Raw genomic sequence first — 13,645 nt, 5'->3', positions numbered from 1 at the left:
CTAATTTAAGAAAGATTATTCCGTCTTTGCCGATTGTTCAGCATTTTTCTGCTGTTCAAATTTCTTTGCCATTTCAGCGCGTTGCTGATCATATTTTTTCTTGGTTTGCGCATCACTTTTGGCAGCAACAAAGGCCATACCGACAATAAAAATTGGAATCAACAATCCCAAACTCATTAATAACCAAGGGATTGACTTTTTCTCAACAGGCGGCTGGCTCATAAGTGATCTAAACTCAAATTGCATGGCTTTAAACAGTGCAACAATATAACAAAAAAGAGTCCCTATAAAGAGACTCTTTTTAAAAGAAAATTTCTTCTAAATAAGCAAATAAATCTTAGAATTTACCAGTACAGTGAGGGCTTTGACTGGCATCCTTCTGCGCATCCGTTAATACAATACCCGTACCAGCCGACATATTGGCTTGGATAAAGTCATAAGCTTGGGCATTTTTACATATGATCGCTTGTGTATGCGTTGCATTTGGAACAATAGTTAGACTATAGCCTTTATCATAAGCTGCTTGTGGGAAGAACTTCAAAGCATTAGCTTTCATATTCGCAAATAACCCCTGTGTTACTACAGGTAATACCGCTTGATCTTTTTCGCCCTGAATAATAAACACTGGCGTTTTAATTACTTTCGCTGCTGTCGCATTGGTTGCAGGCTGGGTATCTGCTAAAAAGTTTTTAACAACTTGATCATTCTTAAATTTATTCAGATCAATACCGTACTGTGCAATTTGATGTGTAGGATCAGCCAAGAAAGCTAAGATTCCGGCTTTAAACTTTTCTTGCAAGCCATTTGCACTATCTGGTGCTGGATAACTTAAACATGCTCCATCATCCCCTGTACGCCCATGAGCTAATTCTGCAATATCAGCCGCTCCCGAGGTAAAGATTGTTTTTAAATCGTAGTTTGGTTGCTGTGCTTTAATCCCAGCACTAGCTAAAGCTGCATATGCTAACAACTCCGCATAACCATCTGCGATTTCCTCAATTTTTGCTTGGCCTTGTGCTGGTGTGAGTATGTTATTCGCTACTGCATAACGTACTTGTAGTAAGCTCTCATCCAATTTATTTACAACTTTAGGCTTTCCATCCGTATCAAGATTAAATTGTGGATCAATATAAATCTGAATAATTGTTCCCAAACTTGATGCAGGTGCACCCGCCACTGCGCCTTTATAGCTTGCATCTGTATTTGCAAACTCCGCTGTGCCTAATGAAGCATGTCCACCTTGTGACTGACCAATCGACATCCAATCCCCTTTCAATTGAGTGCCATAATGATCTTTTGCAGCCTTGACCGCGGCAAGTGCAGATTTTGCTTCACTACTCAAATTAAGATATGGATGAACACCTGGTGTACCTAAGCCCTCATAGTCTGGCGCTATGACAACATACCCAGCTGCCAATAACGTATCAGCAAGAATTCTAAAACGCGGATTAATCACATTTTTACTTGGTGCACAGCCATCACCTACCCCAACAGTTCCATGCTCCCACACCACGACTCGATAACCATCCTTAGGTTGAGTTGCTTTCGGGAACAATACCAACGCTGTTGCCGTTGCAGTTTTTCCTTGGACATTTGCCATGTTATAGGTCATGACTTTAATAGATGAAGCATTATCAACTTGATCAATCGCATAATTACTTTCAGACAGATAAGTTTTTTCCGTATTTACCCCAGTGTAATCATCATCATTGTCATTACATGCGGTTAAAAATAATGCAGAAATAGAGAATGTCATTGCCAACGCAATTTTAGACCGTTTCATAAAATATCCTTTTAGTCCTTGTTTTATTTTAAGCATGAAACTACATGCCACATTATTAAGGCATAAAAAAAGTGCTCTGCATAGAACACTTTTCAACTATTCAGTCAGTTTAAAATATTAATTCTAAAAAAATTCCAATGAAAATAATCAGCCCAACCCAGCGATTGTGACGGAATGCCCAGAAACAAATTTGCGGATCACGATCTTTGGTTTTAAACGCCTGATAGGCAAAATCAGCAGCAACAATTAGCAATGCAGCCAATCCAAATGGCAATAACAGATTTTCCAAATATAGGGCCCCACCAATAAGGAGTAAGCTTAAAATCTGGAGTAAACCAATAATCTGTATATCGTAACGACCAAATAAAATCGCCGTAGATTTCACTCCAATTTTCAAATCATATTCGCGATCTGTAATTGCATATTGAGTATCGTAGGCAACCGTCCACGCCAAATTACCAAAATATAAAAGCCAGCAAGTTAAATCTAAAGGCTTACCCATTGCGGTAAAAGACATAGGAATTCCCCATGAAAAAGCCATACCCAAAACCACTTGTGGCAAATGCGTATAGCGCTTCATGAATGGATAAATGAATGCCAACACCAACCCAGCAAGCGCGCAATAAAAGGTTGCAATCGGCAGGAAAAATAAAGTGCAGGCACTTGCTGCGACTAATGCAAGAAAAACATAAACCGCTTCGCGTGGACGAATAACGCCTGTTGCCAATGGACGGGTTTTCGTTCGCTCTACATGCGCATCAACTTTACGATCTGCAAAATCATTAATTGCACAACCCGCTGCACGCATAAAAATCGTACCCAAAACCATCGCAATGAGGATCTGAAATGGAGGTAATCCTCCCGCAGCAATCCATAAAGCCCACATGGTTGGCCAAAAAACCAGTTCTGTGCCGATCGGTTTATCGAAACGGCACAAATAGTAATAGGCCTCTAAACGCTGCCGCCAAGTTGTGTGTTGCACTGTTTCCATGATGAATCCTTAGAGTCAATGCTGTCGAATAAATTGTTCAAATGCAGGTAAAAATGTTTCTTGCACAATAAATTTACATCCATGCCATGTATAGCAACTCTGTCGTGTCCACCCTTCTTCAAGATGAATCACTCGTCGTTCGCAAGCGGGATTTGTTCTTTGAAATAAAAACCAGCCAATCGGCTTATTACGGATATGCCGAAACAAGCGTGCTTTTTTTTGCATACTCAGAATCGGAAAGATACTTTTCGCTTTGACCCATGCCTGCTCTTCACTACCATAAAGATAAGTTTCACGCACCCAACCAATATGCTGAGGTGGCATCTGCATCCATTGACTATCGGCAAAGGTTAAACGCTGATAATGTTCTTTCAATCGCTCAACATGGAACTGACCAAGACCTAAATCGGTTAATTGTTGAGTAAGCGAACCAGATGCATACAACCATTTCTTTAAATCAACCGGGATTTCTTTCCCCTTTATTCTGTTTGGTCGTAAATTTGGCATGCTTGGCTCACTAAAAACATCTTTAGGGTCTGTTGATACTTCAACCATGCATTGCGTTATAGGCTAAAACCACACAGACAAGGCATGGAACGTAGACAATGGCGATACCCTTGTCAAGTTTCATAACGAAGTTTGGGGGAGTTTTAGCCATAACCCTTCGGGACAGGGAAATTTTTTGATGTTACTACGTTAGCTCGTATTTTTTTAGAATCACTAAATTTCATACGACCTGCCTTGTAGCATCTAAAAAATGCCCTCTGTCGCAAGCATCTGTGAAGTATCAGCAGCCCCTATGAGTGTACATGATTTTTTTCAAAAAAGAGTATGACTTTCAATTGAATCAAAAACATAAAAAAAGCTCGCCGAAGCGAGCTTTTTTGAATTGAATGTATTACAGGCTGTAGTACATATCAAATTCAACTGGGTGAGTTGTCGTGTTAAGACGACGTACATCTTCAGTTTTAAGTTCGATATATGCATCAAGCATTTCTTTAGTGAATACACCACCTTTCAACAGGAACTCATGGTCATTTTGAAGAGCTTCAAGTGCCATATCCAAGCTGTGAGCAACTGTTGGGATTTTCGCTTCTTCTTCAGGAGGAAGATCATACAAGTTCTTATCAGCAGCTTCACCTGGGTGAATCTTGTTTTGGATACCGTCGATACCCGCCATCAATAATGCCGCAAAACCTAAGTACGGGTTCATCATTGGATCTGGGAAACGTGCTTCGATACGCTTGCCTTTAGGGCTAGAAACGTAAGGAATACGGATAGATGCAGAACGGTTACGCGCTGAGTAAGCAAGCATAATTGGTGCTTCGAAGTGCGGAACCAAACGCTTGTACGAATTCGTAGAAGGGTTTGTGATCGCATTCAATGCACGAGCATGCTTGATCACACCACCGATAAAGAATAATGCCATTTCTGATAAGCCAGCATATTCATCACCAGCAAACAAGTTCTTGCCATCTTTAGAGATTGACATGTGAACGTGCATACCAGAACCGTTATCACCTACCATTGGTTTAGGCATAAATGTTGCTGTTTTAGCGTATTGATGCGCAACGTTCCAAACTGCATATTTGAACTGTTGAACTTCGTCCGCTTTGCGAACTAAAGTATTGAAGCTCACACCAATTTCTAATTGGCAAGATGCAACTTCGTGGTGATGTACTTCTACACGACCAGGACCCATGATGTCTTCGATTTTTGCACACATTTCAGCACGCATATCTTGTGAAGAATCAACAGGAGGAACTGGGAAGTAACCACCTTTAACACGTGGACGGTGACCAGAGTTACCCGCTTCGTAATCTTTACCCGTTGACCATGCAGCTTCTTCAGCGATCAATGTATGACGCGCGCCAGACATGTCGATGTCCCATTTTACTTCGTCAAAAACGAAGAATTCTGGTTCTGGACCAAAGAATGCAGTATCACCGATACCTGTAGATTTTAAATATTCTTCAGCACGACGAGCAATCGAACGTGGGTCACGCTCGTAACCTTGACCAGTAGATGGCTCGATTACGTCACAAGTCACAACAACTGTAGGCTCAGCAAAGAACGGGTCAAGAAAACCTGTTTCAGCATCTGGACGTAAGATCATGTCAGACGCTTCGATGCCTTTCCAACCAGCGATTGAAGAACCATCAAACATTTTACCGTCTTCAAATGTATCTTCATCAATCGTGTCAGCTGGGTAAGTTACGTGCTGCTCTTTACCCTTAGTATCAGTAAAGCGAAAATCGACCCATTTTGCGCCACTTTCTTTGATGAGTTGAAGGACCTTGTTCGCCATGCTCATTTGCTCCAATGAAATTTCTATGCACCTGTTAAGTGCGTGTTAGTTGTTGATATCTAATTAGCAATTATCATACCAACAATTTTAAAGCATACCTAAAACATTGAAATTCTTTGCAGAAAAAATGCTTTAAGCTCCATGTCCTATGTCTACTATAATGCTTATATCCAAAAACGCACCATATTTACACATTCCTATTTTGGCGCGTCCCTAAAAAAGACAAAATGAACCAAAATAGTGCAATACATATAACAAAGAACCAATGTAGTGCCAATTACGCTATTATTCTTAGCATAAATTGGCTTTTTATATCATTCTTTTCAAGATCATTCCAATCAATTCATTTAGACTTTAGATTCACTTTCATGTTTTTTTACCAAGCCTTTCAATTACAAAAATTTATTCTCAATTAAGCAGGTATTTCAAAGCAAGAATATCGAGCTGATTCCAACCCACGCTTTGTTTCAAAACTTTCCACATTAATGATCGGTTTTGATATGATGATTTCCCGCTATCGCTAGAATAATCCTTCTCCTGTTAAAGATAGATGAAATCGTATAGCGTTCAGATCAGTTTATCGAATTCAATAGCACAATTAAGTGCATATTTTTCAAAAGGTTATAATCATGCTTCTAATGATTGACAATTATGACTCATTTACTTACAACATCGTTCAATACTTTGGCGAGTTGAATCAAGAAGTAAAAGTTGTTCGTAATGATCAAGTGACATTAGAGGATATTGAACGATGGCAGCCAAAATATCTGGTCATTGGTCCTGGCCCTTGTTCCCCAAGTGAAGCAGGTATCTCAATTCCAGCCATCAATCACTTTGCTGGCAAAATTCCGTTATTGGGTGTCTGTTTAGGCCATCAAGCAATTGGTCAAGCCTTTGGTGGCAACATCATTCGTGCTAAAACAGTGATGCATGGTCGCCTATCCGACATGCACCATAGCGACAAAGGAATTTTTAGCAACTTGCCTTCGCCTTTTGCAGCGACACGTTATCATTCACTCGTGATTGAACAAGAAACTTTGCCTGAATGCCTAGAAGTCACCTGCTGGACCAATCAAACAGATGGTACGATTGAAGAAATCATGGGTGTCAGACATAAAACACTGCCTGTGGAAGGTGTCCAATTCCACCCTGAGTCTATTTTAAGTGAACATGGCCATCAAATTTTCAAAAACTTCTTAGATATTTATGCTTAATCTCAAGACTTAACCATACTTCATCTTTAAACAGCCTATTTTTTATGAATAGGCTGTTTTTATTTTGAACATATAAAAACAATATACAACTCATACATACTGCATAAATTTACAGCATTAAAATAAAAGTGAAAAAATACATTTAAAACAAGTCATTCTTTTTCAATAATTAATCCACTTTTCACACGTTATAAAAAGTAAGTTCAATACGTGTTTTCTAGCAGCGTGAATTGCTTTTTACTTTTTTAGATTAACTATAGTCATAGGAATGATTAAGTTTCAGGGCGGCTGGATGATAGAATCTAAGTCATTGTTCTTAGCATTCCCCCCTGAATGATTTATCAGGATAACCTATTGTGAATACCTTGGTTTTATTGAATATTATTGTTTTCGTCCTGCTCATGGCAGGATTGTTTTTTAGCTATCGTAAAGATTGGAGTCTCTCCAAAAAAGTTCTGATCGGTATGATCGCAGGTATCTTTTTTGGTTTAGCACTGAAAGCGATCTATGGTGACAACCCTGTTATTGAGCATTCAATTGCATGGATTAACCTTGTTGGTAATGGTTATGTACAACTATTACAAATGGTGATCATGCCTCTGATTTTCATTTCAATTTTAAGTGCAGTGGTGAAGTTACACCAAACCACTTCTCTTGGAAAAATCAGTGTACTCGTGATCGGTATCTTGCTCGTCACAACGGCTATTGCGGCACTTGTCGGTGCTGGGATTACCAACTTATTTGGCTTAACCGCTGAAGGATTGGTACAAGGTACCAAAGAAGCAGCACGCCTAGCGACCATTCAAAGCCAGTACATTGGACAAGTAACAGATTTAGACGTTCCCAAATTATTGCTTTCGCTATTCCCTCAAAACCCATTTGCTGATTTAACAGGTGTTCGCCCTACTGCAATTATCAGTGTTGTGATTTTCTCTGCGTTTTTAGGTGTAGCAGCCTTAAAACTGATGGATAAGGACACCGTTAATGGTGAAAGAATCAGACATGGAATTGAAGCACTACAAGCATTGGTGATTAGTCTGGTCCGCTTGGTGATGCAATTTACGCCTTATGGTGTATTGGCATTGATGACTAAAATGGTGGCAACAGCAAACGTAGCCGACATTGTCAAGCTGGGTGAATTCCTCGTCGCATCTTATCTTGGCCTTGCGATTATGTTCCTCGTACATGCACTAATTTTGCTATTTGTACGTGTCAATCCAATCGACTTTTTCAAGAAGGTTTTTCCTGTTTTAACTTTCGCATTTACCAGTCGTTCAAGTGCCGCGAGTATTCCACTCAATATCGAAGCACAAACCAAACAATTGGGTGTACCTGAAGGTATCGCCAGCTTCTCTGCTTCATTTGGTGCGACGATTGGTCAAAATGGTTGTGCAGGTTTATACCCTGCGATGCTTGCCGTGATGGTTGCACCAACAGTCGGCATTAATCCACTTGACCCATTATGGATTGCCCAGTTGGTTGTCGTCGTGACCCTTAGTTCAATTGGTGTTGCTGGCGTTGGTGGTGGTGCAACCTTCGCCGCTTTAATCGTCCTCCCAGCAATGGGCTTACCGATTACTTTAGTCGCCTTACTGATTTCAATTGAGCCATTGATTGATATGGGCCGTACGGCTTTAAACGTTAACGGTTCGATGACTGCAGGCACTGCAACCAGTCAATTGCTCGGTGTCAGAAATCCGCAACCAGATAATGATGCTTAAGCCCTATTAAAATAAAAAAGCCAACGCATGATCGTTGGCTTTTTTATGATTGAATTAATTATAATTTCAGTTGTTGTACAAGCGAACCATCTTGTTTTGCGACTAAAGACTCACAGAGTTGGATACGCTCCTTGGTTTGATTTAAACCGCGCTCAACCCCGACCAGTTCTTTGGTTCTCGGTGCAAAGAAAGCATTCAACTGTGTCGCTTCTTGTTGTGAACATGCTGCACCACTAAACAATGCGGGGAAGCGTCCTGCAGAAGATTTACCTAAACGATCAAACACAGCATCGTGATTGGTCTTAAACCATGTCCAGAGTCCACCTTGTTCGCCACTATAGCTATTGATTGAATTAATTACGGTACGTACTTCACCGACTTTCACACGTGGGTCTAAAACTAACTGACGGGCCTGCTGACGTGTTTCCACCTGATTTGCGGAGCCTAAAGCAGTGAGAATCGCCAAACGTTGGGTCGGTTGCGTGATACGTTGTAATTCGCCAACTAAACGGTCAAATGTAGGCTGTCCTTTTTCTTGGACACGTACCGCCAAAATCGTCGGTAATAATTCTGGTGTGAGCTGAGCAAAGTTCAGTTGCTTCTGTTCAAATAAAGCATCCGATTGCTTTAAGAGTTTTTGACGAACTTCTGGCACCTGAATTTCCAGTGCAAGGAACTGCGCCAACTCACTCCGCCATAAACTGTCTTCGGCAGACTCACCTGATTTATTGGTATAACCCAACTGATTCAATTTTGGTAAATACAAATTCGCCAAAATCTTTCTTAAGTGTTCACGTTCTACCTCGGTCTTCAACACATGACGTTGTATAACGCTAAGCTGCTGAAACAATGCTGTACTAATTTGGCGGCTGTTCGAGTGAGCAAATTTCTTCGCCACATCCACCACCGCCAACAAATTAATATCGCCATGGTTAAATGCTGCTGAAATAGCATAGGCGTAAGCCAATTGTTCAGTGTTAGAAAGCTTCTCTGTCGCCGCAGTCAGACGAGCAAGCTCTGGTTCAGGTAAACTAAATTGGTAATAGCCTGCCGCATCAGCATTTGGAATATACCAACTCTTCATCGTTGCACCTTTGAGTTCAATTTTGGCTTCAGCTTGGTCAACCAGTTCACATTGAACTTTACTCGCTGCATTTGGCACTTCGTAACGCACACACAATGGTACGCCCCAAAGACTGTTCGCATCCCCTTTTGAACCGACAGGGAGATAGCGCGTTTGTTTCACATTTAAAAAGACTTTATTACCTTGTTGCTGCAATGAAGTATTCAGCAAAGGTACGCCTGGTTGATCAATGAAACTTTTTACCGCTTTGCTAAAGTGCTCAGCTTGACCAGACTGTTGTGCGAGGGAACTAATTAAGTCATTGGCTGTGGCACTGCCATACTGATGCTTTTTAATATAGTTTCTTACCCCTTGTTTGAATTTTTCCTCGCCTAAATAACTTTCAAACATATTTAAAACAGCTGCACCTTTTTGATAAGTAATACCATCAAAAGCCGTTTGAATATCCGCATTACTTAAAATTGGCTGACGGATACGGCGTACACTGACCAAACTATCGCTTTTCATTGCGCCTGCAGTATCAGCGACACGTTCAAGATCAGCGTTAAATTCAGGATGTAATTGTTGGGTGATTTTACTTTGCATCCACGTAGCAAAAGATTCATTCAACCACAGATCATCCCACCACGGCATGGTCACCACATCCCCAAACCATTGATGTGCCAACTCATGTGCATTGACATTAAATGAACTCTGTACAAAAGACACTGGAGAGTCTTTGTCTAGCAGCATCAAATAATCTCTAAAGGTAATCAACCCAGGATTTTCCATTGCACCCGCAGCAAAATCAGGTGCAGCAAGTAAGTCTAATTTGTCGAAGGGATATCCGAATGCAAAATAATCTTCTAATGTTTTTAAAATTGCAGGGGTTTCCGATAAAGCCTGCTGCATTTTTTCAGCCTTACCATCAGGTGCAAGACCTCGTAATTTGATCGCCTCTTTACGCCACTCAGTCGCACCAATATCAGGACCTTGTTGTACTTGCCAAGGGCCAACCGCCAGTGCAAGTAGATAAGTTGGTAGCGGTTTGGTCGCTGCAAAGCTTAAAGTTTTCCACCCCGATTTTTCGGCCTGTTCAGAGACTTGATTGGTATTGGCAAAACCTGAATATTTGTTTGGTATGGTTAAGCGAATACTAAAGGGTGTTTTAAAGCGCGGCTCATCAAATGATGGAAAAGATTGACGTGCGCTGATCGCCTCCATTTGAGTCATGACATAAGGTTTACCCTCAAATTCAATTTTATAAATACCATCCAGTTGCTGATCATAATCCGCATTGAAATCCAATACTAAGCGGTATTGTCCTGCGGGAAGTGTCTTGGCAAATTTAATTACACTGACTCCATCGACTTCTGAAGCTTGCTCATATTTGGCCGTGGTTTTCTGCCCGGTTGCGGATAGGATGTTGGCATCTTTTACCGATAAAGATTTACCATGAATCCAAACATGATCGGTTGCTTGGGTCAGTTTTAAATGGATTGTAGTTTTACCGCTATAACTTTTTTGTGCAGGATCAATTTTAAAATCTAAATCATAAGATTCAGGTATGGCCCATTCAGGTAATTTGCCGATTGGAATTTGTTCATTGCTATTTGATGCAAAAATCTGTGTTGCAGATAATGAAAGTAATGTTGTAAGTAGCAATTGTTTTTTAAATGAAGGTTTGACCAACATAGGAGATCTGTCCTCTGTAGTTTTTAAAATAAAAAGACGCAGCAAATGGTGTACCACTTCGCTGCGTCCACACATCATTGTTAGAATTTATAATTAAACTCCAACCAACCCTGACGGCCGATTGGTGAATATGATCCTACTGGATAATATGGCCATCCGCCTGTGTCATCGTGTTTCACTTTGTCAAATAGATTATTCACAATAATTGATGCAGAGGCCATGGGTGAAATTTTATAAGTTCCACTCCAATTGACCAAATAAGTTGGGCTTAAGTAAGCTGTTTGATTACCGTTTGGAATCTTGCCATAGCGATTGACTAATACGGTTGATGCCCAATCACCGAGACTCCAACTGAGACTGGTATTAAAGCGGTCTCGCCAATCTGGAATGGTTAAGTCTTTTAAATAGTTATCTTTCTCGCCATCTTTGGATTGTTGATATTCACGTTCAAGCACACGGCTATAATTCACCGTCCACAGGAAGTTACCCAGATTTTCTGTTTTCCAACGCCATTTGCTGGTGAAATCAATCCCACGAGTATGATCTGAGGCTGCATTGATCGGTACAATATTGATATTATTGATCACATTTGGATCAACCATTGCATTTGTAGGGTTGCGCTCTACACGTGCCAACGCATCAACACATTGTGCCGAGTTGATATCTTGTGCGCCCAAACGGCAGTCTGCTTCTAAACGTAAAATTTTATCTTCACTTAAATTGGTCACTAGATTATCAATTTTGATATCCCAATAATCGACTGAAATATCAAACTTATTACTTGGTGACCAAACAAACCCTGCACCATAAGATTTACCTTCTTCAGGTTTTAAATCTTTGTTGCCTGTTAATGTGTAGTTCGCGCCAGGCGAATAATCTTTAAAGCTACATTTATCTAATGATTGCCCCGTTTGGCTACAACGTAAATAATCGGTGGTACTTGGGAAATACCCTCTTTGTTTATTTAAAAACAGATAGTTCATATCTGGCGCACGGAAACTGGTGGCGTAGTTGCCTCGCACTAATAAGGTTGGATGTGGTCTAAATTCTAAGCCTGAACCAAATGTGAATTTATCAATACTGTTATCTGATAAGGCATAGCGGTCATAGCGTCCAGATAAGGTCAAATTGAGTGGCTTGGCTAAAGGTAAGAATAATTCGGTACCTAACGCTTGGCGGGTACGCGCCCCACCATATTCGCCACTGGAAGTCGCATTATAGAAGTCACCATTTTCTACCGCCTTATCGGGTTTAATTGTAAAACCTTGACGCCCGATTTCTGCCACAGCAGCAAGCTTGGCCGTTCCTGCAGGAAGTTCAAACACATCACCATTGGCACTTAAAGTTAAGCTCTGTGCCCAAGACTTATCTTTTTCTTCTGTCGTACCCGAAATCGCTCTAAACTCACTGGCGGTCAGTGGTCGACTTAAACGATCCAGATTCGGTGAATAAATCGAAATGCCATCTTGATCAGTACCCAATCGCTGACCCAAGAAATATTCATCAACATTCGAGCGAACCAGACCTTGTTTGCGTAATTGACTGGTATAAATTGAGCCATTATAGGCGGCCTCATAACGCCAACTGCTGTCTCCAATATCACCGCGGATACCAAAGTTTAAATTTGAGGAGAGTTCTTTCCATTTTTTATTGGCTTGCTCCACATCACCTAACTCTTCTGGTGCAAAACGTCGTGTCCAGATTTCATAATTTCCTGTGTCTTGGTTTAGGAAATAACCACTACTTGCACCTAAAGATGTCCATGTCGGACCACGGGTATTATTTTCAATTTGATTGGCACCAATCAAAACATCTGCAAATAATTGTGTTTTTTCATTCAGTTCATAATCCAAACCAAGATAGCCATTTTGACTGCGATTCTTGGTTTGAACAGTCCAATAGGTCGGTCGAGCTAAACCACTAGCACAGTTATCTGCTCCCGCTTTTCCAATATTTTTTACTGAGCCTTTAAATAGATCATCAAATGCATCACAGCCACTAATTGAAAGATACTGGCCTGTCTTGGCATTTTTACGCCCAACGATCGTGTCTGGCTTTTCCCCTCGACGCGTTCGGCTCGACATAAAATCTCGGTCAGCCGCCCAAATCGGTTCGCGCCCACTCAGTTCAACACCATAAACCAGATTAAGCTTGTCCAGTGTTTTACTGCCACTCAATTGTAGACGTAAATTTTCACCACCTTCTTTAGTGCCACCTGCCTTGATATTAAATTGCGTCCCATCGGTCTTCTTTTTCAGAATAATATTCACCACACCCGCAATCGCATCTGAACCATAAATCGCTGAAGCACCACCGTTTAAGATTTCAATACGGTCAATAATCGCAGTAGGGATATTGGCTAAATTGACAAAATTCACAGCACCATCATATGGCACAGGATAGTCGGCAACTCGGTGTCCATTGATCAAAGTCAATGTATGATTCGGCCCCAAACCTCGTAAACTAATCGCGTTGGCCGCTGGCGTAAAGGTATTACCATAGTCAGCCCCCTGCACAAAACCTGTATTCTGGGTCAGATTGTTTAATGCATCAAAAGCATTGCTAAAGCCCTGCTTTTCAATATCCGCTGCGGTAATCACCGTTACACTGGTTGGACCATCTTTTTGGGCTTTGGAAATACGTGAACCTGTGACCGCAACATGTACCACTTTATCCGATGTTGTCTTTGTTTGTGGCTTTTCTATATTTGTCTCAGCATAGCTCTCTAATGGATGAAGGCATGTAATAAACACAAAAACAAAGCAGCCTTTATTTTTAACAGCCCCAAGATATTTCAAGTAATTTAGATACATATTTATGAATGACTAAAATGAAGACCGCCCTAATATATCCACTTTTATTTATTTGAT

8 protein-coding genes and 1 pseudogene are annotated in these 13,645 nt (G+C 40.8%); 2 read left to right on the top strand and 7 right to left on the bottom strand.

All coding sequences use genetic code 11. The features are described 5' to 3' along the window. Positions 1-15 precede the first annotated feature (15 nt). The 5 genes from F909_RS18215 to glnA all read right to left on the bottom strand — a co-directional run bounded on the left by F909_RS18215 (position 16) and on the right by glnA (position 5,088). Complete coding sequence (locus tag F909_RS18215) at positions 16-222, bottom strand: hypothetical protein (protein ID WP_005145387.1); 207 nt, start codon at positions 220-222, stop codon at positions 16-18. A 115-nt stretch (positions 223-337) separates the two neighbouring features. Continuing rightward, entirely contained in the window at positions 338-1,783 is a 1,446-nt protein-coding gene (locus F909_RS18220; RefSeq protein ID WP_005145386.1) for an alpha/beta hydrolase, read from the bottom strand. Positions 1,784-1,892: 109 nt separating this feature from the next. Then, complete coding sequence (gene ubiA, locus F909_RS18225; RefSeq protein WP_005145384.1) at positions 1,893-2,774, bottom strand: 4-hydroxybenzoate octaprenyltransferase; 882 nt, start codon at positions 2,772-2,774, stop codon at positions 1,893-1,895. A gap of 15 nt (positions 2,775-2,789) precedes the next feature. Further along, a complete protein-coding gene (locus F909_RS18230) occupies positions 2,790-3,281 on the bottom strand; it encodes a chorismate--pyruvate lyase family protein (RefSeq protein WP_005145382.1) in 492 nt (163 codons plus the stop codon). A gap of 391 nt (positions 3,282-3,672) precedes the next feature. After that, the gene (gene glnA, locus F909_RS18235; protein ID WP_171067252.1) at positions 3,673-5,088 is read right to left on the bottom strand and encodes a type I glutamate--ammonia ligase; all 1,416 of its coding nucleotides are present in this window, start codon (positions 5,086-5,088) and stop codon (positions 3,673-3,675) included. Between the two features lie 623 nt (positions 5,089-5,711). Between glnA and F909_RS18240 the strand changes: the two genes are divergently transcribed. Next, positions 5,712-6,296 (top strand): anthranilate synthase component II, encoded by a 585-nt coding sequence (locus tag F909_RS18240; RefSeq protein ID WP_005145378.1) that lies wholly within the window; start codon positions 5,712-5,714, stop codon positions 6,294-6,296. Positions 6,297-6,652: 356 nt separating this feature from the next. Continuing rightward, positions 6,653-8,017 (top strand): L-cystine transporter, encoded by a 1,365-nt coding sequence (locus tag F909_RS18245; RefSeq protein WP_005145375.1) that lies wholly within the window; start codon positions 6,653-6,655, stop codon positions 8,015-8,017. Positions 8,018-8,075: 58 nt separating this feature from the next. On the opposite strand, the pseudogene F909_RS18250 reads toward F909_RS18245, so the two are convergent. After that, positions 8,076-10,848 (bottom strand): annotated as a pseudogene (locus F909_RS18250) (M1 family metallopeptidase). A 7-nt stretch (positions 10,849-10,855) separates the two neighbouring features. After that, on the bottom strand, positions 10,856-13,588 hold the full coding sequence (locus tag F909_RS18255; RefSeq protein WP_005145372.1) for a TonB-dependent receptor plug domain-containing protein: 2,733 nt from the start codon (positions 13,586-13,588) through the stop codon (positions 10,856-10,858). Positions 13,589-13,645: the final 57 nt, after the last annotated feature.

Source organism: Acinetobacter sp. ANC 3929, assembly GCF_000369405.1.
GTDB lineage: Bacteria > Pseudomonadota > Gammaproteobacteria > Pseudomonadales > Moraxellaceae > Acinetobacter.
Note: the sequence above shows the minus strand (reverse complement) of the source record. Positions and strands in the feature narration are given on the sequence as shown.

Coding starts and splice junctions, on each gene's coding strand:
- F909_RS18215 (WP_005145387.1), bottom strand. CDS start 222: ATGAGCCAGCCGCCTGTTGAGAAAAAGTCAATCCCTTGGTTATTAATG.
- F909_RS18220 (WP_005145386.1), bottom strand. CDS start 1,783: ATGAAACGGTCTAAAATTGCGTTGGCAATGACATTCTCTATTTCTGCA.
- ubiA (WP_005145384.1), bottom strand. CDS start 2,774: ATGGAAACAGTGCAACACACAACTTGGCGGCAGCGTTTAGAGGCCTAT.
- F909_RS18230 (WP_005145382.1), bottom strand. CDS start 3,281: ATGCCAAATTTACGACCAAACAGAATAAAGGGGAAAGAAATCCCGGTT.
- glnA (WP_171067252.1), bottom strand. CDS start 5,088: ATGAGCATGGCGAACAAGGTCCTTCAACTCATCAAAGAAAGTGGCGCA.
- F909_RS18240 (WP_005145378.1), top strand. CDS start 5,712: ATGCTTCTAATGATTGACAATTATGACTCATTTACTTACAACATCGTT.
- F909_RS18255 (WP_005145372.1), bottom strand. CDS start 13,588: ATGTATCTAAATTACTTGAAATATCTTGGGGCTGTTAAAAATAAAGGC.